26 protein-coding genes are annotated in these 23,687 nt (G+C 35.0%); 21 read left to right on the top strand and 5 right to left on the bottom strand.

What is annotated here, in order from left to right; genetic code table 11:
- Positions 1-28: 28 nt before the first annotated feature.
- From MP478_RS06620 to MP478_RS06635, 4 genes are all read right to left on the bottom strand, one after another.
- The gene (locus MP478_RS06620; protein ID WP_257188956.1) at positions 29-655 is read right to left on the bottom strand and encodes a hypothetical protein; all 627 of its coding nucleotides are present in this window, start codon (positions 653-655) and stop codon (positions 29-31) included.
- A gap of 228 nt (positions 656-883) precedes the next feature.
- Positions 884-1,231, bottom strand: coding sequence for a hypothetical protein (locus MP478_RS06625; protein ID WP_257188955.1), 348 nt, complete (start codon positions 1,229-1,231; stop codon positions 884-886).
- A gap of 258 nt (positions 1,232-1,489) precedes the next feature.
- On the bottom strand, positions 1,490-2,797 hold the full coding sequence (locus tag MP478_RS06630; RefSeq protein WP_230035277.1) for a dihydrolipoamide acetyltransferase family protein: 1,308 nt from the start codon (positions 2,795-2,797) through the stop codon (positions 1,490-1,492).
- 63 nt (positions 2,798-2,860) lie between these two features.
- A complete protein-coding gene (locus tag MP478_RS06635) occupies positions 2,861-3,688 on the bottom strand; it encodes an S-adenosyl-l-methionine hydroxide adenosyltransferase family protein (RefSeq protein ID WP_230035279.1) in 828 nt (275 codons plus the stop codon).
- A gap of 131 nt (positions 3,689-3,819) precedes the next feature.
- Between MP478_RS06635 and MP478_RS06640 the strand changes: the two genes are divergently transcribed.
- The 5 genes from MP478_RS06640 (at position 3,820) to MP478_RS06660 (ending at position 8,432) form a co-directional block, all read left to right on the top strand.
- Complete coding sequence (locus MP478_RS06640; protein ID WP_230035281.1) at positions 3,820-4,779, top strand: PhoH family protein; 960 nt, start codon at positions 3,820-3,822, stop codon at positions 4,777-4,779.
- Positions 4,780-4,895: 116 nt separating this feature from the next.
- Positions 4,896-5,567 carry a porin family protein gene (locus MP478_RS06645; RefSeq protein WP_257199981.1) on the top strand — a complete coding sequence of 224 codons (672 nt, stop codon included), beginning with the start codon at positions 4,896-4,898 and terminating at the stop codon, positions 5,565-5,567.
- A 145-nt stretch (positions 5,568-5,712) separates the two neighbouring features.
- Positions 5,713-6,210, top strand: coding sequence for a hypothetical protein (locus tag MP478_RS06650; RefSeq protein WP_257199982.1), 498 nt, complete (start codon positions 5,713-5,715; stop codon positions 6,208-6,210).
- Between the two features lie 517 nt (positions 6,211-6,727).
- Positions 6,728-7,378: an outer membrane beta-barrel protein gene (locus MP478_RS06655; RefSeq protein WP_230035287.1), complete on the top strand. Its 651-nt coding sequence runs from the start codon at positions 6,728-6,730 to the stop codon at positions 7,376-7,378.
- Positions 7,379-7,778: 400 nt separating this feature from the next.
- Positions 7,779-8,432, top strand: a complete 654-nt coding sequence (locus MP478_RS06660; protein ID WP_257188953.1) for a porin family protein — start codon at positions 7,779-7,781, stop codon at positions 8,430-8,432.
- Positions 8,433-8,504: 72 nt separating this feature from the next.
- Here MP478_RS06660 and ffh read toward each other — a convergent pair whose 3' ends face one another.
- Positions 8,505-9,866, bottom strand: a complete 1,362-nt coding sequence (ffh, locus tag MP478_RS06665; RefSeq protein WP_230035293.1) for a signal recognition particle protein — start codon at positions 9,864-9,866, stop codon at positions 8,505-8,507.
- A 646-nt stretch (positions 9,867-10,512) separates the two neighbouring features.
- Here ffh and atpB point away from each other — a divergent pair.
- From atpB to MP478_RS06740, 16 genes are all read left to right on the top strand, one after another.
- The gene (gene atpB, locus MP478_RS06670) at positions 10,513-11,640 is read left to right on the top strand and encodes a F0F1 ATP synthase subunit A (RefSeq protein WP_257199983.1); all 1,128 of its coding nucleotides are present in this window, start codon (positions 10,513-10,515) and stop codon (positions 11,638-11,640) included.
- A 51-nt stretch (positions 11,641-11,691) separates the two neighbouring features.
- Complete coding sequence (locus tag MP478_RS06675) at positions 11,692-11,910, top strand: ATP synthase F0 subunit C (protein ID WP_007844726.1); 219 nt, start codon at positions 11,692-11,694, stop codon at positions 11,908-11,910.
- Between the two features lie 102 nt (positions 11,911-12,012).
- A complete protein-coding gene (locus MP478_RS06680; RefSeq protein WP_257188951.1) occupies positions 12,013-12,507 on the top strand; it encodes a F0F1 ATP synthase subunit B in 495 nt (164 codons plus the stop codon).
- Positions 12,508-12,509: 2 nt separating this feature from the next.
- Complete coding sequence (gene atpH, locus MP478_RS06685) at positions 12,510-13,049, top strand: ATP synthase F1 subunit delta (protein WP_230035295.1); 540 nt, start codon at positions 12,510-12,512, stop codon at positions 13,047-13,049.
- Between the two features lie 16 nt (positions 13,050-13,065).
- The gene (gene atpA / locus MP478_RS06690) at positions 13,066-14,643 is read left to right on the top strand and encodes a F0F1 ATP synthase subunit alpha (RefSeq protein ID WP_230035297.1); all 1,578 of its coding nucleotides are present in this window, start codon (positions 13,066-13,068) and stop codon (positions 14,641-14,643) included.
- Between the two features lie 87 nt (positions 14,644-14,730).
- Positions 14,731-15,594: an ATP synthase F1 subunit gamma gene (gene atpG / locus MP478_RS06695; protein WP_257188950.1), complete on the top strand. Its 864-nt coding sequence runs from the start codon at positions 14,731-14,733 to the stop codon at positions 15,592-15,594.
- A 104-nt stretch (positions 15,595-15,698) separates the two neighbouring features.
- On the top strand, positions 15,699-17,057 hold the full coding sequence (locus MP478_RS06700; RefSeq protein WP_230035301.1) for a hemolysin family protein: 1,359 nt from the start codon (positions 15,699-15,701) through the stop codon (positions 17,055-17,057).
- A gap of 14 nt (positions 17,058-17,071) precedes the next feature.
- Positions 17,072-17,377, top strand: a complete 306-nt coding sequence (locus tag MP478_RS06705; protein ID WP_084083893.1) for an ATP-dependent Clp protease adaptor ClpS — start codon at positions 17,072-17,074, stop codon at positions 17,375-17,377.
- A 209-nt stretch (positions 17,378-17,586) separates the two neighbouring features.
- A complete protein-coding gene (gene udk, locus MP478_RS06710; RefSeq protein WP_047494887.1) occupies positions 17,587-18,201 on the top strand; it encodes a uridine kinase in 615 nt (204 codons plus the stop codon).
- A 4-nt stretch (positions 18,202-18,205) separates the two neighbouring features.
- The gene (locus MP478_RS06715; protein WP_230035303.1) at positions 18,206-18,562 is read left to right on the top strand and encodes a septum formation initiator family protein; all 357 of its coding nucleotides are present in this window, start codon (positions 18,206-18,208) and stop codon (positions 18,560-18,562) included.
- Positions 18,563-18,679: 117 nt separating this feature from the next.
- Positions 18,680-19,840, top strand: a complete 1,161-nt coding sequence (locus MP478_RS06720) for a methylmalonyl-CoA mutase family protein (RefSeq protein WP_257188949.1) — start codon at positions 18,680-18,682, stop codon at positions 19,838-19,840.
- A 67-nt stretch (positions 19,841-19,907) separates the two neighbouring features.
- Positions 19,908-20,138, top strand: coding sequence for a GxxExxY protein (locus MP478_RS22515; RefSeq protein WP_306592603.1), 231 nt, complete (start codon positions 19,908-19,910; stop codon positions 20,136-20,138).
- Between the two features lie 43 nt (positions 20,139-20,181).
- The gene (locus MP478_RS22520) at positions 20,182-20,292 is read left to right on the top strand and encodes a GxxExxY protein (RefSeq protein WP_306592605.1); all 111 of its coding nucleotides are present in this window, start codon (positions 20,182-20,184) and stop codon (positions 20,290-20,292) included.
- Positions 20,293-20,319: 27 nt separating this feature from the next.
- A complete protein-coding gene (locus MP478_RS06730; RefSeq protein WP_257199984.1) occupies positions 20,320-21,468 on the top strand; it encodes a class I SAM-dependent methyltransferase in 1,149 nt (382 codons plus the stop codon).
- A 55-nt stretch (positions 21,469-21,523) separates the two neighbouring features.
- Entirely contained in the window at positions 21,524-21,805 is a 282-nt protein-coding gene (locus MP478_RS06735; protein WP_257188947.1) for a hypothetical protein, read from the top strand.
- Between the two features lie 168 nt (positions 21,806-21,973).
- Positions 21,974-23,353, top strand: a complete 1,380-nt coding sequence (locus tag MP478_RS06740) for a dipeptidase (RefSeq protein WP_257199985.1) — start codon at positions 21,974-21,976, stop codon at positions 23,351-23,353.
- The last annotated feature ends 334 nt before the right edge of the window (positions 23,354-23,687 follow it).

A 23,687-nucleotide genomic window follows, 5' to 3' on the forward strand; every position in this document is an offset into this window, starting at 1 on the left:
GGATGAAATTACGGTAAAATTTTGAAAATTATATTTCTTCTAAAAATTTTGCGATAGATAGGGTATTATTTACGTTTAATTCTTTTGAAAGCCCCATGCTTAAAATAGTATTTTTAACTTCAAGTCTAAAATCCTTATCGGGAAAAGATTGTATAATTTTCTTGCGTGTCGGGGTTAAAAAATCCATCGTTTTATAGGGATTACTTCCCCAAACATAGAAATTTTTAAAATCCTTATTCTCTTTGAAATGAAGGGGAGGGCTATTGAAAATTCCTGCAATGCTGTCTGCTAATTTTTTTTTATGAATGGAAATGAATTCAAAGTCTTCTTCCAGTTTTTTCAAGCCCCAAATTTCTAATGTATCATCTTTATCGGTAGAGCGGGCTCCCCGAAATGTTGTACCAATTCTATTGATGATAAAAAGATAAAAGGAGTTAGTATTGCTTTTATTAGTGATATAATAGCAGATCTTAGGTGTTTTCAGAAGGTCTGTTTTATCAGAGAGAAATTGATGATAAGGTGAGTTTTCAATTTCTATCACCGAAATATTGTAAATTTCAAACAGTGTATCATACACCTTAAAAATCAAGGTTTCCTCTTCTTTAGAAAAGTCGAATAGTTTCGTAATCAATAATTTTCTGAAATCCAGCTCCATGGTTTGATATATTTGTCTTAAAGATAAAACTATTCTATAGCATAAGAAATTCTTAACATCTATTTTTTTAGTAATAAAATTGAAAAAATCTCACCCGTTACTAAGTGAAATGCTAATGTTTTAGCTCTTGATAACTTAGAGCTTAACTCTCAATCTGATGTCATAAAAACAGGAGCCGTTACAATACAAAGCAGGCTTCCAAAAAATGAAAGCCTGCTGTAGTGTATATTATGATCCGCCCAAGATGACGGCAGCACCTATTCCATAGATCAATAAGAGAATAAGAGTGAAAGTTAAATTAACATTCCTCAGTTTGAGTTTTTCATTGCTCTGAAGAATAGCCATTTCAATAATGATGAAAAGAAGCCATACAGCATGAAATATCATCATAAAGAAAAGATAACCCAGAACGTCCCAGCCTTTAGCTTGAGTCATTGCAATAAAAAAAACAATACTTCCAAAAATAAGCGCTGCAAGACGTATCAGGATATGATTCTTTACGTTTTGGCCGGCAGGCTGAATATTTTTTTCTTCGTCCTGTTTTATTTCAAAAAGTTCCCTGAGTTCACGATTCATTCCTTTTGTTTATTGTATAATTTAACGAAAAACTGCAGAATACCAATAAAACAGATAAGGTTTAAAACACCAAAAACGCGGAACAGTTCCATAGAGTAGAACTCAAAAAAACTGGAAATAAACTGAATAAGATCAATAAGAATAATGAAGCTTAGTGAAATTATTGCAATTAAAGTTGCGTTTTTCATGTAATATCTGTTTGGGTGTTGGTTACACTGTTGTTTTCTGGTTAAATTTCAAAGGAACTATCTTCTGTTTTTAAACCTCAGTATTCAGATCCCAGTTTTCAAGATAATCATGCACATGCTTCAGCATCATTCCTCCTAAAGATCCGTCTACAACTCTGTGGTCATAAGAGTGAGACATGAACATTAAGTTTCTGATCGCAATAACATCTCCGTCTGCTGTTTCAAGAACTGCAGGTTTCTTAACGATAGCTCCAATTGCTAAAATAGCAACCTGAGGCTGAGGAATAATTGGAGTTCCCATAAGGTTTCCAAAGCTTCCTACGTTAGAGATTGTATAGGTTGCCCCTTGTGTATCTTCAGGTCTTAACTTTTTGTTTCTTGCTCTGTAAGCCAGGTCATTGATTGCTTTTGCAAGACCAGAAAGAGATAATTGATCAGCATTTTTAATAACAGGCACAATAAGGTTCCCATCCGGAAGGGCTGTAGCCATACCAATATTGATATTTTTCTTCTTGATGATATTGTCTCCACTGATAGAAACATTGATCATTGGGAAGTCCTGAATTGCTTTTACAATCGCTTTTACGAAAATAGGCATGAAAGTCAGTTTTTCACCTTCACGTTTTTCGAAGATCGCTTTGTTTTTGTTTCTCCATTTTACAACGTTGGTAACGTCTGTTTCTATGAAAGAAGTAACGTGTGGAGCAATATGTTTTGCTTTCACCATGTTTTCAGCGATGATCTTTCTCATTCTGTCCATTGGAATGATCTCATCACCTGCACTTACCGGAACTGTAGCTGCCGGAGCAGATACTGCTGGTTTCTGAGCAGGAGCAGCCTGTACCGGTGCTGCTTGCTGAGCCGGCTGGCTTCCTCTGTTGGCAACATAAGCCAATATATCTTCTTTGGTAATTCTTCCTTCCAAACCGCTTCCTTTGATAGACTTCAGCTCGGTTTCAGAAATGTTTTCCTGTTGTGCAATTGATTTTACAAGTGGAGATAAATAAAGGTCTCCTGAGAATTCTACATTTGAAGCAGCTACAGTTTGTAACGGCTCTTCAATTGTTTTTAATGTTTCAGTATCTGGAGTAGCAGCCGGAGTTTCCGTTTTTACTTCCTCCGATGCAGTACCTTCTCCTTCAATTTCTAAAATAGCAATGGCTTCACCAACTTTGGCAACTTCATCTTTTTGCTTTAAAATTTTCACGATTTTCCCCGAAACTGGTGTCGGAACGTCTGAATCTACTTTATCTGTTGCAATTTCTACTACAGAGTCATCTTCTTTTACGTTATCACCTTCATTGAATAACCAAGTGATAATTGTCGCTTCCATAACCCCTTCTCCCATGGAAGGAAGCAATAATTTGTATTCTGCCATTTTTGATTTTTAGATTTTGACAAATATATAAAAAAAATCGGTTTTTTTATGAAATATATAATTTTAGGAGAATTCAATATAGATATTCTCGCCTACATTCAATCCAAACAGGCTTTTGGCCCCGTTTTTCTTGCTCCCTTTATAGATGGTAAGTTCCAAAAGCTGACTGTCATTGAAGATTGCAGCAGATTGCCCATGGAATTCTGTCTCCCTTTCCCAGTCGGAAACCACTTCCGTATGGCTTGAAAATATTCTTGACAGGGTGAGATTTCTGAATTTTATCGTAAAACTTGTATAGGCTTTGCCGGCACTTTCAAAGAAATCTTTGCTGATATTTGAAATTATATTACCGAAATTATCAATATAAGTAACTTCCCCAATGATCATTCCTTCAGACTCATTAAGAACAGGTCTTGGGAACATCAGCTGTTTGGTGGTTTCTATTTTTCTTCCAATTACTTCCGGCAATCCTCCATTAGCAAGATGTACGGCTGCAGGAACAAAAATATCAGTAGAGGTGAAGTCTATAACATCATCAAAACGGTTATTCAGCGTAATCTCATAGATCGCTTCAGGTTTGATATCAAAAAATATGAGGCTCAAAAGACCGTTGTCTGCTGCCAGAAAGTAAGAGCCGTCAGCTTTGTAAAGAATGTTTTTTCTTGATTTGTTGAAAAAACTGTCTACAGCAAGGATATGTATAGTTCCTTTTGGAAAATATTTATAGGCATTTCTTACAATGTATGAAGTTTGTATAAGATTGAATGCCTGGATTTCGTGGGTTATATCAACAATATTAACCTCAGGGTTTAGAGACAAAATTTTGCCTTTCACAGCCGAAACTCTGTAATCTAAATTTCCGAAATCCGAAGTAAGGGTAATAATTGACATGAGCAATTTTAGAATAGTGAAGTATTGCAAAGTTATTTAAAATAAAAAGAATGCCCGAAAGATTGTTGAAAAGAATTTGATATAAATTTGAAAAAAAGCTTTAATTTTAAAATCTAAAATAAAAATACTGCATGTTTGAATTAACCTATGATTTGGAAGATACTGATGTGAAAATCTTCTATGGAGTTAGTAACCAATATTTCAACTTAATAAAATCAAGCTTCCCCACTCTTAAAATTACTGGAAGAGATCATTTTATCTTTGCGATGGGAAATCAGGAGGTTTTAGACATATTGAAGCAAAAACTGGATGATATCGTCCGTTTTATTTCTAAAAACAATTCAATAGAGCTTAAAGATGTTGAAAATATCCTCAATATTAAAGATGAAAATGAAAAACAACTGATTTTTGATCAGGATATTATTGTAAAAGGAGTCAATGGAAAAATAATAAAGGCAAAAACCACCAATCTTAAAAAACTGGTCAAGGAAACCGAGAAAAAAGATATGGTTTTTGCAATTGGTCCTGCGGGAACCGGAAAAACATATACCAGTGTGGCATTGGCTGCAAGAGCTTTAAGAGATAAAGAGGTGAAAAGAATTGTTCTTACAAGACCTGCCGTAGAAGCAGGGGAGAGCCTTGGATTTTTGCCGGGAGACCTTAAAGAAAAGCTGGATCCTTATTTACAGCCTTTATATGATGCACTCCGTGATATGATTCCCCATGAAAAGCTTGAAGGTTTCATGGAGAAAAAAATAATTGAGGTAGCTCCATTGGCTTTTATGAGAGGGCGTACCCTTGATGAAGCTTTTGTTATCCTTGATGAAGCACAGAATACCACTCATGCCCAGATGAAAATGTTTCTTACCAGAATGGGAATGAATGCTAAGTTTATCATTACCGGAGATCCAAGCCAGATTGACCTTCCAAAAAATCAGCAGTCCGGATTGAAAGAGGCAATGAGAATCTTGGAGGGGGTAAAAGAAATTGGTTTTGTGCATCTTACGGAAGAAGATGTGGTAAGACACCCTGTGGTAAGAAAAATTATCCTGGCATATAATGATGAGGAAAAAAGACTAAGAAATGACTAATTGCATGTAAAAAAGTTTCCATTAACCTTCTATTAACGTTTATTTTATTTCTTAAAATTGGTTTAATAGAAAAAAATAATTAGTTTTGCATTCCTTAAAATTAAAGACTAATTAAAATGAAAAAACTTTTACTTATTGCAGCAGTAGCTGTCATGGGAGCAAATGTAAACGCTCAGGAAACAAAATTCGGTGCTAAAGCCGGATATTCTTTATCAACATTGAAAATGAAGGCTGATGGCCAGTCTGAAAGCTCAGATCCAATTCATACATTCTATGTAGGTGGTTTGGTTGAGCATAAATTCGGAGATAAATTTGGTATCCAGGGGGAGGTTTTGTACTCGCCGCTTGGAGGTAAAGTAGATGAGACAGGTGCATTCGAAGGAGATTTCGACGGAAATGTACGTGTAAAAGCAAAAACGACCTTCGGTACTTTATTGATTCCTGTTTCTGCTAAATATTTTATTACTGAAAATTTAGCTGTTTCTGCTGGTGCCAGCTTTGGTATTATCCTTACTGCAAAAGCAAAATATGAAGTAACAGGAGGCGCGGAGATTCCGGGAGAACTGGCTGCTGAATTTGGTTTAGGAGATAAAGTAGATATCAAAGACCAGGTAAATACTTTGAATATCGCTCCTTTCATCGGTGCAGAATATGCTTTGGAAAATGGGTTATTCTTTGATGCAAGATACAACTACGGTGTTTCTAACCTGGCGAAAGATTCAGGAGATGGAAAATTAACGAACAGCTTCTTACAAGTTGGTGTTGGTTTCAAATTCGGAGGAAACTAATTATTTAAGATTTTAACTTAATCAGTATATAAAGCAGAACAAATTTGTTCTGCTTTTTTAATTTGAATGATATCATTCTTAAGATTTTAATTTTATCATAAATAATTAGTATTTTTGCACAATAATTCAAACGCTAGTCAAATAAATGAAAAAGCTATTATTAATTGGTGCTTTTGCACTTTTAGGAGGTGCTGCTCAAGCACAGGAAGGTTTTAAACTAGGTGGACATATTGGTGTTCCTGTATCCGATGCAAGTGATATTTCGTCATTTACATTAGGTGTAGATGCTGCTTATATGTGGAATATTACAAAAGGCCTTGACCTGGGAGTTACAACAGGATATTCCCATTTCTTTGGAAAAGACAATTTTGATGACTTCGGATTTATTCCGGTAGCTGTATCCGGTAAGTATAAATTTTCCGGTGCTCCTGTTTTTGTAGGGTTAGACCTTGGATATGGTATTTCTACAAAAGACGGTATGGACGGAGGTTTCTATGTACAGCCAAAATTCGGGTACCAGATGTCTAAAGGAGAATTGTACCTGGGATATCAGTCAATAAGCAACAGTAGAAAAGTGGGCTGGGGTTCTTATAGCTGGAATGTAGGGGCTGTTAACCTTGGATATAACTTCTTTTTGAAATAAGAAGGTTTAAAAATAGTATACTAAACTCTGGCCAAAAGCCGGAGTTTCTTATTTCTGATTATCAAGCAAGTTTCTAATGTTCCGGAAGGCTCTGATAATTTAGGATATTCTTAAAGTTCTATTAAACTTACTTTCTGATGGTTATTGTGAATTTTTTAATCTAATTTTCAAAAAGAAGGGTTGAGTTTTTATAAAGATTTATAAACAATTGTTTAATTTTTAAGAGTTAATTAATTATATGTTAATATTTTACGTTATTAATTTTAACAAAAATTCTTAGAGGGGTAGTATTTTTGACAAAATTAACAAATTAAAAAGAACAAAGATACTGGACTCTAATTGAAGAATTGTAATTTTTTTATTCATAATATTATGAAAAATCCAAAGCTGTTCACCTGATATAATTTATGTTTACAAAAGGTTAATAATTAACAATGATATTAATCACGTTAACAAATTTTAATATTCGTGGAGGTCACTGTAAATTTGCCCTCAGAAAGTATTAAAATTTTTTAAAATGAAAAAAATATTATTAGCGGGTGCTGTTGCACTTTTTGGTTTATCAAACGCTCAGATTGCTAAAGGAACTGCATATTTATCAGGACAAGTAGGTTATTCTCAAAACGAAAATAACAATACAGATACAAAAGTTGAGAGCTACAAAGTTCTTCCAACGGTAGGTTATTTCGTAGATACTAACTTAGCAGTAGGTTTAGGTTTAGGTTACCAAAATGATAACACAAAAACTGTTTCTACAATTGGTGCAACTACTGTAGATGCAAAAGAAACTGTTTCTGGGTTTGTTGTAGCTCCATTCGTAAGAAAATACTGGACTGTTGGTGAAAAATTATATATCTTCGGTCAATTAGAAGTACCAATGGTATTCGGTCAAAACAAAGATGAAGCTACTTCTACAACTACAGTTGGAGGAACTACTACTTCTTCATCTACTTCTACTAAAAACAACTTCACTTCTATCGGAGTTAACGTTAAGCCAGGTTTAGATTATTTCTTAAACAAAAACTGGTCTATCGAAGCTACTATCGGTGAATTCGGATACAATACTTCTAAAGTAGATGTTGACGGAGCTAAGAGAGTAAACGATTATAAATTCGGATTGAATTTATCTTCTGTAACTTTCGGAGTTAAGTATGTATTTGCAAAATAATAAACAAAGCATATAGCAATGAAGCCCTGAGAATTTCTTGGGGCTTTTTTACTCTTAAAAAATAATAATCATGAAAAAACTATTAGTGGCAGGAGCTGTAGCTTTTTTCGGTTTGTCAGAAATTACACTTGTATAGGGTTACTATCAAGCCCGGTTTAGATTATTTCCTAAACAAAAACTGGAATATTGAAGCTACTTTGGGAGAGTTTGGATATAATACGTACAAAGGTGACTATTAGGGAGCGGAAAGAAAGAATAATTACAAATTCGGACTGGATTTATCTTCCGTGACTTTTGGGGTTAAATATGTTTTTGCAAAATAAAAACAAAACAATATAGGTAAAGCCGGAAAAGTTTATTTTTAAAGCTTTATTTCAAATAAAAATTAAATATAATAATCATGAAAAAAATTCTTTTAGTATCAGCGCTTGCACTGGTTGCAGGGTTGAATGCACAAACAAAATTCGGGGTAAAAGCCGGTTATGCATTATCAAAATTAAATTCCAATGAAGATCCTGAATTTGAAGGAGTAAGTGGAAGCTTAAAGTCTAAATCCGGATTTTATGTGGGAGCTTTGGTGGAGCATAAATTCAACGGAAAATTTGCTGTTCAGGGAGAGGTTGAATATGCTAATTTGGGTGGGAAAGCAGAAGTAGGTTTTCCTTCCAATATTAAAGTGACTGAAAAGCTTAACTTTAACAGGATTTTAATTCCTGTATCCGCAAGATATTATGCAACACCAGAATTGGGAATCTATGCAGGTCCGTATGTAAGCTTTAAAACAAATACGACAGCCAAAATAGAAGTAAGTGGAGCTATGGCAGATCCAAGAGCCATCAGAGAAGGAGAGGAGTTCCTTGAAAGGGCTTTTAATGATAATTTGAAGTCTACGGATTTCGGTTTGTTCTTTGGAGCAGATTATAACGTTTATAAAGGTTTATTTGTAGATGCACGTTATAGTTTCGGACTTACTAATATGATTAAAAATCCTGTTAATGATGAAAAATTGAAGATGAATTTCTTCCAGATCGGATTAGGATATAAGTTTAAATAATCAGATTTAGATAAAACAAAAACTCTCAGAAGAAATTCTGAGAGTTTTTTATGAATATTGTTGTTGTCTGAATTACTTTCCAAGCATACCACCCATTCCCGGCATATTTGGCATTTTGCTCATCATCTGCATCATTTGCTTTCCTTGAGGGCCCTGCATCATCTTCATCATTTTGCCCATCTGATCGAATTGTTTCATCAGCTGATTCACATCTTCGATTTTTCTTCCTGCTCCTTTAGCAATTCTGCTCTTTCTTTGCGTATTGATGATAGAAGGTCTTCTTCTTTCGTCAGGAGTCATAGAATAGATGATAGCTTCAATATGCTTGAAGGCATCATCGCTGATTTCTACATCTTTTATTGCTTTTCCAACTCCAGGAATCATTCCCATCAAATCCTTCATATTACCCATCTTCTTGATCTGGTTGATTTGCTTAAGGAAGTCATCAAAACCAAACTCATTTTTAGCAATTTTTTTGTGAAGTTTCTTAGCTTCTTCTTCGTCAAACTGCTCCTGAGCTCTTTCTACCAAGGAAACAACGTCTCCCATTCCCAGGATTCTGTCTGCCATCCTTTCAGGGTAGAAAAGATCTAAAGCTTCCATTTTTTCTCCTGTAGAAATAAATTTGATTGGTTTCTCTACTACAGAACGGATGGTTAATGCAGCACCCCCTCTTGTATCACCATCTAATTTGGTAAGCACAACTCCGTCAAAATTTAAAGCTTCGTTGAATGCTTTTGCTGTGTTTACAGCATCCTGACCTGTCATAGAGTCTACTACGAAAAGCGTTTCCTGCGGCTTAATGAAATAATGTACAGATTTGATCTCGTTCATCATCTGCTCATCAATCGCTAAACGACCTGCAGTATCCACAATGACCACATCGTGGTTGTTGGCTTTTGCAAAATTGATTGCATTCTCAGCAATCGTAGACGGGTTGGTAGAACCTTCTTCAGTGAAAACCGGAACATTAATCTGTCCTCCTAAGACTTTTAGCTGATCAATAGCAGCAGGACGGTAAACGTCACAAGCTACCAATAAAGGTTTTTTATTTCTTTTTGTCTGTAAATAATTAGCCAGCTTTCCTGAGAACGTAGTCTTACCGGAACCCTGAAGACCGGCAATAAGAATTACAGCAGGTTTTCCTGAAAGATTGATTCCTTCCTGAGAACCTCCCATAAGATCTACCAATTCATCATGAACAATTTTGGTCATCAACTGTCCCGGAGTAAGAGAAGTAAGTACATTTTCTCCTAATGCCTTATCCTGAACTCTCTTAGTAAGATCTTTTGCTACTTTATAGTTAACGTCAGCATCCACCAATGCTCTACGGATTTCCTTTACGGTTTCCGCTACATTGATTTCTGTAATTTTTCCACGTCCGGAAATATTATGTAATGCCTTGTCTAATTTATCCTGTAAACTATTAAACATATGTATTGTAAATTATAGGTTTGCAAAAATAAGGAATTTTTAAGAAACCTGAGTATGATAGACTTAATATTATAAGGATTTGATTGAAGTTGGAGGTAGGAGAAGAAAGTTTTTGAAGCCGATAAACTAAATAAGACTCTTTAATAAGATATTTTTTAAGTTAAGAATTATAAGATCATTTTTAATGAAATAAATTAAAATTGTAACTCTATGCAATAGCACTCCCATCTTCCAACTCCCTACCTTATATAAAGAATTGTTTTGTTTCAAAAATTATAATCTTATTTTTGCAGCATGAATTTTCTGGATTGTTTTATTATTGTATTATTAATAGCATTGCTTAATATAATAGTATATATAATATTTAAAAAATATTTGTATGGTAAGGAGGATGCAGGAATGAAATTTCTTGTTATTAATATTTGTAAAGATATTATTTGGCTTACCATTTCTTTAATATTAATAGATAAGACAAAGACTAATTTTCTCTTTATAGTGATCTGTTTTATTATCGCATCGTTCCTTATTTATATACCTATAATAAAACTCATTAATAAGTCTTGATTTTTTTGATGATAAAAATCAATTTTTAATATTGGTAAAGTTTAATAAAATCGATATATTTGCACACGATTAAAAAAGAGATATGAACAGAAAAATTTCTTCATTATTTTTCGCATTTTTATTTGTGTTTATAAGCAGTTTAGCTTCTGCTCAACACGAATCTGATGGAGAGAAATCAGCGGAAAAAGTAGAGAACAAAGAAGCGAAAGAAGGCTTCAATGCGACCACAATGATCATGGAGCACATTGGTGATTCTAATGAATGGCATTTATGGACTACAAAAGACGACAGTGGTGAAGAACATCACGTTTCTATCCCTTTGCCTATTATCATTAAAGATAATGAAGGATGGCATACTTTTCTTTCCAGTAGTATAGCACACGGGCACGAGCATGATGGTTATACTTTAGAACATGGACAGGTAGTTTCTACTAAAGGTGTTGAAAAAGCTACTTTGTTTTCGATCATTAGTGGAAAGCAAAAACCAAACGAAGTGTTTTTTGATCTTTCAATAACGAAAAACGCAGCTTCAATGTTCTTGTCAGTAATTTTTATGGCCGTAGTGTTCATTGGAATGGCAAGAAATTACAAGAAATCTCAACTTCCAAAAGGTATTGGACGATTAATGGAGCCGGTGATTGTATTTATCAGAGATGAAGTGGCTATTCCAAATATAGGATCTGTTAAGTATAAAAGATATATGCCTTATTTATTAACTGCATTTTTCTTTATATGGATTAATAACTTGTTTGGATTGATTCCTTTCTTTCCTTTCGGAGCAAATCTTACTGGTAACATTGCAATCACAGCAGTATTAGCTGTTATTACATTGTTGATTACATTGTTCAGTGCAAATAAAGATTATTGGAAACATATCTTTATGCCACCAGTTCCAATCTTATTGTATCCAATTATGGTTCCAATTGAGATTATCGGAATCTTTACAAAGCCTTTTGCTTTAATGATGCGACTTTTTGCTAATGTTACAGCAGGACACATCATGATCTTAGCGATCGTTTCATTGATCTTCATTTTCAAATCTCCATTCTTAGGATTTGCATCTGTGCCATTGGCGTTATTTGTTTCAGTATTGGAATTATTGGTAGCAGCATTACAGGCGTATATCTTTACTGTATTATCTGCTTTATTTATCGGAATTGCAGTTGCGGAACACGAGCATGAACATGGTCACGAAGAGCACGCTCACTAATTAAAAGAAAAGAATTTTAAAATAATTTTTAACTAATATAATTTATTTATTATGGATTTATCAACAGGAGCAGGATTAATTTACGTAGGTATCGGTTTAGCAGTACTAGGAGTAGGTCTTGGTATCGGTAAAATCGGTGGTCACGCAATGGATGCTATCGCTAGACAACCAGAACAAGCTGGTAAGATTCAAGGAGCAATGCTTATCGCTGCTGGTCTTATTGAAGGTGCTGGTCTTATCGCGATCATCTTTGGTGCTTTCATCAAGTAATCTATCCTCAAAAAACATTCTTAGCAGCAAAGCGGTTGGCTGCTGCTAAGAATTTTTAAAAAAACAATCCATAAAATAACATTTAAAAAAGAATTTACAGATATGGGAATTATAGAACCTGGAATTGGACTTTTATTTTGGATGACGCTTACTTTTGTTATCCTATTGTTTCTTCTTGCTAAATTCGCTTGGAAACCAATTGTAAATGCTGTTAATGAAAGAGAAACTTCTATCGTTGATGCATTAAACCAAGCTAAATTGGCAAAAAAAGAGATGGAAGAGCTAAAAGCTGATAACGAAAGAATCATTCGTGAAGCTAAGATCGAAAGAGATGCTATCCTTAAAGAAGCTAGAGAGATTAAGGACAGAATCGTGGGAGAAGCTAAAGATGCTGCAAAATCTGAAGGAGATAAATTAATCGAAGCTGCTAAGCAGACTATCAACGCTGAGAAAAACGCAGCTATGGCAGATATCAAAAATCAAATTGGTACTTTATCTGTAAACATTGCCGAGTCTATCTTGAAACAAAAATTAGACAACAGCGAAGCTCAAAACGAATTAGTTCAAAATTATTTAAACAAATCTAACCTTAACTAATAATGCTTACATCTAAAGTAGCTAAAAGATACGCACAAGGTTTGCTTGACTTCACCAATGAATCAGGCCAAACGGCTACTGTATTTTCTGAAATGAAAGATGTAGTGAAGATCATGATTGAATCTCAGGATTTAAACAAATTCTTCCTTACCCCTTACATTGATGCAAAAAAGAAAATAGAGGTAGCAGACCAGATTTTTAAAGATTTTTCAGTTTCTTCACTGAACCTGATCAGACTAGTGATCAAACACGGACGTGAAAACCAACTGAGAAATATCGCTCAGGAGTTCATCAATAAAGTAGAAGATATCAACGGAGTACAGAGAATCACTCTTACTACAGCGACACAGCTTTCTAAAGAGAACCTTGATCAGATTTTAAGATCTACCAACCTGGTAAAAGCAGATTCAAATTTTGATATCAACTTACATGTAAAACCTGAAATTCTTGGGGGATATATTCTAAGAGTAGGTGACCAGCAGGTAGACGCGTCTGTAAAGGCTAAACTGAACCAAGTTAAAAAAGATTTTCAATTAAATTAAGAAAAACAACCATACAATGGCAGAAATAAATCCGGCAGAAGTATCTGCGATCTTAAAACAGCAATTGGCCAACTTCGATACTCAATCCAACGTTGAGGAAGTAGGTACAGTTTTAACCATCGGTGATGGTATTGCTCGTGTATACGGGTTAGAAAACGTACAATACGGAGAGTTGGTGAAATTTTCTAGTGATGTAGAAGGTATTGTACTTAACCTTGAAGAAGACAACGTAGGTGTTGCTTTACTAGGTGAAAGTAAATTAGTAAAAGAAGGTGATACAGTAAAAAGAACAAACAGAATCTCTTCTATCAAAGTAGGAGAAGGAATGTTAGGTAGAGTAGTAGATACTCTTGGTAACCCTATCGATGGTAAAGGTCCTATTTCTGGGGAATTATACGAAATGCCATTAGAAAGAAAAGCTCCTGGAGTTATCTTCAGACAGCCGGTAACTGAGCCTTTACAGACAGGTATCGTTGCGATTGACTCTATGATTCCTGTAGGAAGAGGTCAGAGAGAGCTTATTATCGGGGACAGACAGACGGGTAAAACTACTGTTGCCATCGATACGATCATCAACCAGAAAGAATTTTTTGAAGCTGGTAATCCAGTATATTGTATATATGTTGCTATCGGTCAGAAAGCATCTACAGTAGCACAAATCGTTAAAACTCTTGCTGATAAAGGAGCTTTAGCTTATACTGTAGTAGTTGCTGCCAACGCATCAGACCCGGTTCCAATGCAGGTATATTCTGCAATGGCAGGTGCTGCTATCGGTGAATTCTTCAGAGACACTGGTAGACCTGCATTGATCGTTTATGATGATTTATCTAAACAAGCTGTTGCATACCGTGAGCTTTCTCTACTTTTAAGAAGACCACCGGGCCGTGAAGCTTACCCTGGAGACGTTTTCTATCTTCACTCAAGACTATTGGAAAGAGCGGCAAAAGTAATTGCTGATGACAACATCGCTAAGCAAATGAACGACTTGCCAGAATCTCTTAGACCAATCGTGAAAGGTGGAGGTTCATTAACTGCCCTTCCAATCATTGAAACTCAAGCGGGTGACGTTTCTGCATATATTCCTACCAATGTAATCTCTATTACAGACGGACAGATCTTCTTGGAGTCTGATCTGTTCAACTCTGGGGTTCGTCCTGCAATCAACGTAGGGATCTCTGTATCGAGAGTAGGAGGTAATGCTCAGATCAAATCAATGAAAAAAGTTTCTGGTACATTGAAGTTAGACCAGGCTCAATATAAAGAATTAGAAGCGTTTGCTAAATTCGGTTCTGACCTTGATGCTTCTACTTTAGCAGTTATCTCTAAAGGAGAAAGAAACGTTGAGATCCTTAAGCAGCCGGTAAACTCTCCACTTCCGGTAGATAGCCAGGTGGCTATGATCTATGCTGGAACTGAGAACTTATTAAGAAACGTTCCTATCAGAAAAGTAAAAGAATTCCAAATTGAATATATCGAATTCCTAAGATCTAAGCACCCTGATACAATGGCTGCAATTAAAGCTGGGAAAATTGATAACGATATTACAAACGTTCTTAAGCAGGCAGCTAACGATTTAGCTTCTAAATATAACTAAAATTAGTTGATGGTTGTTGGTTGATAGTTTATAGAGTTTTCTAAAACTATCAACCGACAACTGACAACCAACAACTAACTCAAATTAATGGCAAACTTAAAAGAAATACGAGGCAGAATTACGTCAATTTCATCTACGATGCAAATTACCCGTGCTATGAAGATGGTTTCCGCAGCGAAACTTAAAAAAGCACAGGACGCAATCGTTATGTTAAGACCATATTCTGAAAAATTACAGGAACTTATCCAGAATGTAAATTCTAGCTCTGATCCTGACCAGATTTCTGTATATGCTCAGAAAAGAGAGGTTAAAAGAATACTTTTCATCGCTGTTACTTCAAACAGAGGTCTTGCGGGAGCTTTTAACTCTTCTATTGTTAAGGAACTTAACCTTCAGTTTCAGAACAATTCTCAGTATGAGATTGAAGTTCTTCCTGTAGGTAAAAAAGCATATGATGCTGTAAGAAGAAACCGCTCAGTATATACTAATGCAAGTTCTGTTTATGATAATCTGAATTTTGATGTGGTTGCTAATGTTACAGAAGGAGTAATGAGCAGCTTCAGAGAAGGGAAATTTGACGAAGTCTATGTTATTTACAACAAATTCGTTAATGCCGCTACTCAGGAAGTGACTACAGAAAAGGTTCTTCCTATCTCAATGCCTGAAAGTATAGAAGGAGAAGTAGAAACAGATTATATCTTTGAACCTAACAGAGCTGAAATTCTTGATAATTTGATTCCGAAATCTATTAAAACTCAGATTTTTAAAGCAATCTTGGATTCAGTAGCTTCAGAACACGGGGCGAGAATGACAGCAATGCACAAAGCTACAGATAATGCCGAAGCTTTGAGAAATGATCTTAAGATCTTCTACAACAAAGCAAGACAGGCTGCAATTACAAACGAAATCCTGGAGATCGTTTCAGGAGCAGAAGCTTTGAAAAATTCATAAAGAATTATTTTAACATAATATTAAGCATCGATCCTATCGATGCTTTTTTTTGTTATTTATATTTTGTATATCTTTGTAGTCAATTAAATTTATACACTTTCTAAATGGACTCGGACATAGTCAGGCTTTTGCTGGCCTTATTTCTCGTATTACTAAATGGCTTTTTCGTAGCCGCAGAATTTTCAATTGTTAAAGTTCGTTACTCACAAATCCAAATAAAAGCCGCAGAAGGTAATTCTATGGCAAAGCAGGCGGAACATATCATCAAACATCTGGATGAATATCTTTCTGCCACACAATTAGGTATTACATTGGCGTCCCTGGCTTTAGGATGGGTAGGGGAAAGCGCATTGCATCATATCATTGAAAATATTTTTCACTCACTCAGCATCAATATGAGCCAGGCCACCATCACTTCAGTGGCATTGGTAATCAGTTTTGTGTTTATTACCATTATGCATATTGTTTTCGGTGAGCTTATACCCAAGTCAATTGCAATCAGAAAATCAGAAGCTACAACAATGGCAACAGCCGTTCCACTGAGAGTTTTCTATACGGTTTTCAAACCGTTTATCTGGTTGATGAACCTTATGTCGAATACATTCTTAAGACTCGTAAAAATTCATCCTGCTTCTGAACAGGAAATTCACTCTACAGAAGAACTGCAGCTTTTGGTAAAACAAAGTGCAGATAGTGGAGAAATTGAAGAAGAAAATTATGAGATCATTAAAAACGCCTTTGATTTCACAGATCATTCCGCCAAGCAGATCATGGTTCCGAGACAGAATATTACTTCAATTGATTTTGAAGAAGATATTAATGAAATGATCAACAAGATCATGGATAGTGGGTATTCGCGTATCCCTGTATATATAGACTCCATTGATAATGTAATCGGAATTTTCTATACCAAGGAAATTATCAGGGAATTTGTTAAAAGAAAGGGAGATCTTGACCATGAAGACCTTAGGGATCTGATGCGTGATGCATTTTTCGTGGTGGAAAGTAAAAAAGTTTCAGATCTGTTGAAGATTTTCCAGCAGAAAAAACAGCACCTTGCCATTGTTATCGATGAATTCGGAGGAACAGAAGGGATTATTACCCTTGAAGATATTCTGGAAGAGCTGGTAGGGGAAATTCAGGATGAAGAAGATGACGAAGAAAAAATTGTTGATAAAATAGCAGATAATACCTATTGGGTACAGGCTACACAGCCTTTAGACGAAATCAATGAGTTCCTTCCTAAAAAGCTTCCTCTTTCTGAAGAAAGCGAGTATAACTCATTAGCAGGATTTATTCTTAATGCACTGGCAGAGATTCCCGAAGAGAACCAGGAATTTGACCTTGAAAACTACCATTTCAAAATTTTGAAAATGAATAACAAGAGCGTAGAACTTGTTGAGTTGGTATATCAGGAACCCAATGCTTTAGATAATTTAGCAGATAAAATCGGAGAAGTTTAAAAAATAGGTTAAAAATGAATTTTTATAATAGCATAAAAGACTATGAAAATCCAAAACGTCAATATGAAGAAGAAGTTCTCGTTCTGGATGATACGGACGATGTGTATAAACTGGTGCTGCATAATGATGACATTCATACATTTGATTATGTGATAGACAGTCTTATTGAAGTATGCAAGCATACCCTGGAGCAGGCAGAGCAATGCACAATGCTTGTTCATTATAAGGGCAAATGCACCGTAAAAACAGGCTCAATGGATGTTTTGAAGCCTATGCATGAAAAATTAATTTCAAGAGAATTAACAAGCGAAATAGTATAAAAATAAAAACCGGTAATCAATTTACCGGTTTTTTTTATTAAATCCGGAGATGAAACCCCAGGAATAAACGTTACATAGCAAGGATAACGGGCTTCCCGGAGAATTTTTCAATTTTTTATCCTTTAATCTTTTAATTTCTCAATATTCTTACATTGCTACATTTTATCTAAAACAGTATATTTGTACCAACTATAAAGAAACAAAAAAGAATGCTTGTAATAGGAATTGCCGGTGGTACGGGATCCGGCAAAACTACAGTTGTTGATAAAATACTTCAACAGCTTGATATTGAGGGAATGAATATCCTCTCTCAAGATAATTATTATCATGATAACCAAAATCTAACCTTGACAGAAAGAGAGGCTCTCAATTATGACCATCCGAAGTCCATCGATTTTGAACTGTTGATAAAACATGTTAAAGCTTTAAAAAATAATGAGTCTATTGAACAGCCCATTTATAGCTTTGTAACGCATTCCAGAACAGGAGATCATGTCACTGTAGAACCTAAAAACGTATTGGTAGTAGAAGGAATTTTAGTTCTTACCAACAAAGAATTGTTGAAAGAATTTGATTTGAAGGTATTTGTTCATGCAGATTCTGATGAAAGATTAATCAGGAGGATCAGAAGAGATACCCAGGAAAGGGGAAGAGACCTTGGAGAAGTATTACACCGTTATCAGACTACCCTGAAACCAATGCATCAGGAATTCATCGAGCCATCTAAGAATGATGCCGATCTTATTATCCCAAATATGAAACAGAATTCCGTAGCGATTGATTTTTTAACTACTGTTATTAAAAACTCGTTGAGAAAACATTAAAAAAATGGAAGAAAACAACCTTATCAAAGACATTCAGCCGAAATCAGAAACATTGAAGCTGATCCAGAAGTATATTCTGAATAAATATACCATTACAATCTGCATGTTTTTGGTATGGATGGTTTTCTTTGATAAAACCTCATTTCTCGTAATTAACGAACTGAATGGTGAGATCAGTAAATATGAAGATCAGCTGGAGTATTATAAAAAAGAATACGAAAAGAATGATGCTTTCTATAAAAAACTGATGAACAATAAGTCGGAAAAGGAGAAATATGCACGGGAAAATTATTTTATGAAAAAACCGAATGAAGAGATCTTTATTTTGGTTGTTGATAGCACAAAAGTCGCCAAGAAATAATAAAAGTTGAATAGATAGGGCAACACTCAATTCGCTGTGCTTTTCGATTTTTTAAATTGAAATTCGCTAGCGAAGCAATGTTCACTATTGGCAGTTCATCACAAATAAACAAAACTAATGTCAAATAATATACTTCCAAACTGGGAAAACCTGGTAAAAAAGCAACTTAAAACAGAGGATATTTACCCTGTTTTAGAAAAGGAGAATCTGGAAGGGATAGAGGTGAAGCCCTTTTATACAGAAGTTCAGAATCCTCTGGTAAACCTGCCAAAAGTTGAAGAAAGTACCCATCTGGTAGCTTCTTACCACGAAAGCCTGGAAGACGAAGTATTTGCATTTTTATTAGACCGGAATGTAGAAAATCTGGAAGAGAAAACAATTTTTGTTAATAATAAAGAACTTGCCGGCCATATCAGTCCAAAAGAAGAAGATCAATATTTTTCCCTGATTGATGTTTTTAATGAAAAAGATGGAATTATTGATGATCAGCTGGCAAAAGAACTGTTGGCCAAAGATTTTAAAAGAAACATCTGTGTTGATATCTCCCTACACCAGAACGCCGGAGCAGCCATCTATCAACAGCTTGGTATTGCCTTGGCCAAGGCTAAAGAGCTTATTGAGAGTTATGGTCCTGAAATTGTAGGGAAACTGATTTTCAGATTGGCTGTAGGAGGGAATTACTTCTTTGAAATGGCTAAACTGAGAGCTTTTAAAATTATTTTCAATCAACTTTCCAAAGAATATGGCTTAGATGAAGTTCCTTATATTTTTGCAGAGACCTCTTTAAGAAATAAAGCCGTTTCAGATAATGAAAATAACCTGATCCGTTCTACGCTGGAGCTTGCTTCAGCGATGATTGGTGGGGCAGATGCTGTTTTTACCAATAATTACCTTGTAGAAAAAAGCACTGAAAATTCAGAAGAGATTTCTTTTAAACAACAAATCGTTCTGGCCTATGAAAGTATTATCAATGTATTTGAAGATGCTTCCAACGGAAGTTATTACATAGAAGACATTACCAGACAACTGGCAGAGAAAGCCTGGGATCTTTTTGTTGAAATGGAGGATGCGGGAGGCTATCTGGAGCTTTTAAAACAGGGAGTGGTTCAGAAGAAGATCTATGACCATGCTGTTAAAGAGCAGCAATGGGTTGAAGAAGGCAAAATAAAACTGATTGGCGTTAATTTATATCCCAAATTAGACGTTAAAAAGTCCATTGAGGAGCTATACAGTGAAAAAGAAATAAAGGCAGTCCGTTGGGCAGAAATGTTTGAATAAACTTTAAACTGTTCCCACAGATTACTCAGATATCACAGATCTGAGTTAAAAAAAATAATTATAGCAAATGAATGAAAATGAAATAAGCTTTTATATAAGAAAGTCTATATTTTCTGTATACAATGAATTAGGACCTGGTTTATTGGAGAAAGTTTATGAAAAGGTGTTAGCTTTTGATTTGCGAAATAATGGTTTGAATATTCAAACCCAGGTTCCTGTCCCTATAGAATTTAAAGGTATTTCTATTGATTCAAGCTTTATTGCAGATATAATCGTAGAAAATAAAAGTTATTATTGAGATAAAATCAATTCCGGAAATAAGTAATGTCCATCATAAGCAATTGTTAACCTACTTAAAGCTAACAAAATTGAAATTAGGTATATTGGTGAACTTCAATACTGATTATATTGATAAAAGTATCATTCGAAAAATAAACGGAAATATTAATTAGATATCATCTGTGAAATTTGTGGAATCTGTGGGAAATAAATTATTAAATCAAGAAGTTCAAAAGTACATTAATGCCAATCTGCATACAGATCTACATGCATTGCTGTTAAAAAAAACTCCATTTCCTGAGGTTTCTATGCAGGAAATCGTACAGCAGATCAAAGGAAGACAGGTGGCAGAGAAAAAGTTTCCTTTTCTCTTAAAAGAAGGCATTATTTTTCCGCCACAGCTCAGTTTAGAGCAGTCATCATCCGAAAAAACAGCCCTTTATAAATCGGAAATTATAAAAGGGAAAAAGTTTATAGATCTTACCAGCGGCTTTGGAATCGACGCGTACTATTTGTCTCAAAATTTTGATGACATTACCATAGTGGAACAAAATGCTGAGCTTCTGAATGTTGTGGAGCACAACTGGAATGTTATAGGTAAAAAAGCAAAGTTTGTCAATCAGAAACTGGAAGACTTTTTAAGTGAAAATCAGGAGAAGTTTGATACTGTTTACTTAGATCCGGCCAGAAGAGATCATCAAAAGAATAAAGTTTTTCTTTTGGAGGATTTATCTCCCAATATCCTTGAAATTCAGGAGAAATTATTATCTATTTCTAACCAGGTGATCATTAAACTTTCCCCTTTGATTGATCTGAAATACCTTATTTCTGTTGTACCGGATATTTTCAGGATTGATATTGTTGCTGTGAAAAACGACGTAAAGGAAATTGTCATATTTCTGTCAAATAAAAAAGTAAACGAAATTATATGCTGTTGTGTGAATCTTGAAAGTGGAGAATCACCTTTTAATTTTATGTTTCGGGAAGAAGAAAATGCCCGTTCAGAATATTCTGAACCCGAAAAGTTTATTTATATTCCCAATAATTCCATTTTAAAAGCAGGAATCTTTAATTTGATCTCAGAAAAATTTGGACTTAAAAAACTTCATCCTAATACCCATATTTATACTTCAACTGAAAAAAAAGAAAATTTTCCAGGAAGGATTTTAGAAATGGAAGTAGTTGAATCTAAGAGTGTTAAAAAGAAATCGCAGTTCAATATTATTTCAAAAAACTACCCTTTAAAGCCTGATGAAATTAAAAAGAAATATGGCTTAAAAGATGGTGGAGAACACTATCTTATTTTTACACAATCCAAAAAAGGGAAAATAATATTAAAATCACTCTAAAAATGTTGCCGAAAAAAGCAAGATTTCTTAATTTTGGGCAATCAAAAATTTAAGCATGAGAAAATTAGTTATATGTTTAGCGATTGCAACTGTAGCTGTAAGCTGTAAAAAAATCCAGGCTGGGGGCAATAAGGGTACTTTAAAACTGGAAGAAGGGGTAGAGAGATATTCTGATGATGCACAAGGTGGAGAAGCTCACGGACATGGTCATGAGGCTGCTGCTGAAGGGCACAAGGAAGAAGCTGCTGCAAAACCTGAAGCTCCTAAAACAGATAGCGTTGCTGCAAAATCTGCTGAAGCTCCGAAAACAGCTGAGGCTCCAAAAGCTGAACACTAATTATAAGTATAAGACGTACAAGTGCCCTGTTTCTGCAGGGCATTTTTTATTAAAATAAATGACTGGCTCTTCAATTATCAGACAATAAGTAATTAGTTGGGAAAATCATCTCCTTTTACTTGGCTCTGACAGGCATTTTTTTTAATTTTAACAAAATAAATTTTTACAATGCAAGAGACATTAAATTACATTAACGAAAACAAACAACGTTTCGTTGATGAATTATTTGAGTTACTGAGAATTCCTTCCATTTCTGCAGATCCGGCTTATAAAAATGATGTATTGAAATGTGCGGATGTATGTGCAATGCACCTTAAAAATGCAGGAGCTGATAACGTTGAAATATGTGAAACAAAAGGATATCCTATTGTTTTTGGTGAAAAAATCCTAGACAAAAATTTACCAACAGTATTGGTTTACGGACATTACGATGTACAACCGGCAGATCCGTTGGAATTATGGAGAAAACCACCTTTCGAGCCTTATATTGAAAAAACAGAACTTCACCCGGATGGAGCTATCTTCGCAAGAGGGGCTGCAGACGATAAAGGACAGTTCTTTATGCATCTGAAAGCTTTTGAAGCTATGATGAAGACAAACACTCTGCCATGTAACGTTAAATTTATTTTAGAAGGTGAAGAAGAAGTAGGTTCTGTAAGCTTAGGAGACTTCGTTAATGAAAATAAGGAAAAACTGACGTGTGACTGTATCCTTATCTCAGATACCCATATCTACAGCAATGAACAGCCAACCGTAACCACAGGATTGAGAGGGCTTAGCTATGTAGAAGTAGAAGTGGAGGGGCCAAACAGAGACTTACACTCCGGGCTTTACGGTGGTGCTGTACCTAATCCTATCCACGTGCTTTCCAGAATGATTGCTAATCTGATTGATGAAAACGGTCATATTACCATTGATGGATTCTACGATAATGTAGAAGTAGTATCTGAGGCGGACAGAGCTGAAATGAACAAGCTGAAAGATAATCCTGAAGAATTCAAAAAATCAATCGGATTAAGCGGTGTAGAAGGTGAAAAGGGGTATACAACCCTTGAAAGAGCTTCCATTCGTCCTACATTAGACTGTAATGGAATCTGGGGAGGATATACCGGAGAAGGTGCTAAAACAGTAATTCCTTCAAAAGCTTTTGCTAAAATTTCAATGCGTTTGGTACCTTATCAGACTCCTGAAGAGATTACCGAGAAATTCACAACATATTTTGAAAAAATAGCGCCGGAAACTGTAAAAGTTAAGGTGACTCCTCACCATGGAGGAATGCCTTATGTATTACAAAGTGATACCAAAGAGTTTTTAGCAGCTAAACAGGCTATGGAAACAGCATTTGGTAAAGAAGTACTGCCTTACAGAAGTGGAGGAAGTATTCCTATTACAGCGATGTTCGAGAAAGTTCTGGCAGCCAAGTCTGTATTAATGGGCTTTGGACTGGATTCTGACGCCATTCACTCTCCGAATGAACATTATGGACTCTTTAATTTCTATAAAGGAATTGAAAGTATCCCATTGTTCTTTGAAAATTATTCAAAATAAGAGACTTATTATATCAATATCTCAAGCGCTTCTTTACAGGAGCGTTTGATTTTTTTTATATCTAAATAAGCTCTTGAAAAAAGAGGATTCAGATTTAGAAAATTGCCCATACAGATCTGAAGGGCAATCCTCAATTAACCCGGAACAAAAACGTTTTTTGTTCCGGGTTACTATTTTTTTATTTATAGTAAAAAATGTAGACAGCTTTCGCAGTAAACACCTCATCCTGCTATGATTTTTAGGGGTTGTAAATTAGTGACAATAATCGGATTTCTGGTTGATTAATGGTATTTTTTTAATTCTTTGAAGTTTTTATTTTTATTCCGAAACTTAA

The sequence above is a fragment of the Chryseobacterium sp. WG14 genome (assembly GCF_024586945.1).
Lineage (GTDB): Bacteria > Bacteroidota > Bacteroidia > Flavobacteriales > Weeksellaceae > Chryseobacterium.

Coding starts and splice junctions, on each gene's coding strand:
- MP478_RS06620 (WP_257188956.1), bottom strand. CDS start 655: ATGGAGCTGGATTTCAGAAAATTATTGATTACGAAACTATTCGACTTT.
- MP478_RS06625 (WP_257188955.1), bottom strand. CDS start 1,231: ATGAATCGTGAACTCAGGGAACTTTTTGAAATAAAACAGGACGAAGAA.
- MP478_RS06630 (WP_230035277.1), bottom strand. CDS start 2,797: ATGGCAGAATACAAATTATTGCTTCCTTCCATGGGAGAAGGGGTTATG.
- MP478_RS06635 (WP_230035279.1), bottom strand. CDS start 3,688: ATGTCAATTATTACCCTTACTTCGGATTTCGGAAATTTAGATTACAGA.
- MP478_RS06640 (WP_230035281.1), top strand. CDS start 3,820: ATGTTTGAATTAACCTATGATTTGGAAGATACTGATGTGAAAATCTTC.
- MP478_RS06645 (WP_257199981.1), top strand. CDS start 4,896: ATGAAAAAACTTTTACTTATTGCAGCAGTAGCTGTCATGGGAGCAAAT.
- MP478_RS06650 (WP_257199982.1), top strand. CDS start 5,713: ATGAAAAAGCTATTATTAATTGGTGCTTTTGCACTTTTAGGAGGTGCT.
- MP478_RS06655 (WP_230035287.1), top strand. CDS start 6,728: ATGAAAAAAATATTATTAGCGGGTGCTGTTGCACTTTTTGGTTTATCA.
- MP478_RS06660 (WP_257188953.1), top strand. CDS start 7,779: ATGAAAAAAATTCTTTTAGTATCAGCGCTTGCACTGGTTGCAGGGTTG.
- ffh (WP_230035293.1), bottom strand. CDS start 9,866: ATGTTTAATAGTTTACAGGATAAATTAGACAAGGCATTACATAATATT.
- atpB (WP_257199983.1), top strand. CDS start 10,513: ATGAACAGAAAAATTTCTTCATTATTTTTCGCATTTTTATTTGTGTTT.
- MP478_RS06675 (WP_007844726.1), top strand. CDS start 11,692: ATGGATTTATCAACAGGAGCAGGATTAATTTACGTAGGTATCGGTTTA.
- MP478_RS06680 (WP_257188951.1), top strand. CDS start 12,013: ATGGGAATTATAGAACCTGGAATTGGACTTTTATTTTGGATGACGCTT.
- atpH (WP_230035295.1), top strand. CDS start 12,510: ATGCTTACATCTAAAGTAGCTAAAAGATACGCACAAGGTTTGCTTGAC.
- atpA (WP_230035297.1), top strand. CDS start 13,066: ATGGCAGAAATAAATCCGGCAGAAGTATCTGCGATCTTAAAACAGCAA.
- atpG (WP_257188950.1), top strand. CDS start 14,731: ATGGCAAACTTAAAAGAAATACGAGGCAGAATTACGTCAATTTCATCT.
- MP478_RS06700 (WP_230035301.1), top strand. CDS start 15,699: ATGGACTCGGACATAGTCAGGCTTTTGCTGGCCTTATTTCTCGTATTA.
- MP478_RS06705 (WP_084083893.1), top strand. CDS start 17,072: ATGAATTTTTATAATAGCATAAAAGACTATGAAAATCCAAAACGTCAA.
- udk (WP_047494887.1), top strand. CDS start 17,587: ATGCTTGTAATAGGAATTGCCGGTGGTACGGGATCCGGCAAAACTACA.
- MP478_RS06715 (WP_230035303.1), top strand. CDS start 18,206: ATGGAAGAAAACAACCTTATCAAAGACATTCAGCCGAAATCAGAAACA.
- MP478_RS06720 (WP_257188949.1), top strand. CDS start 18,680: ATGTCAAATAATATACTTCCAAACTGGGAAAACCTGGTAAAAAAGCAA.
- MP478_RS22515 (WP_306592603.1), top strand. CDS start 19,908: ATGAATGAAAATGAAATAAGCTTTTATATAAGAAAGTCTATATTTTCT.
- MP478_RS06735 (WP_257188947.1), top strand. CDS start 21,524: ATGAGAAAATTAGTTATATGTTTAGCGATTGCAACTGTAGCTGTAAGC.
- MP478_RS06740 (WP_257199985.1), top strand. CDS start 21,974: ATGCAAGAGACATTAAATTACATTAACGAAAACAAACAACGTTTCGTT.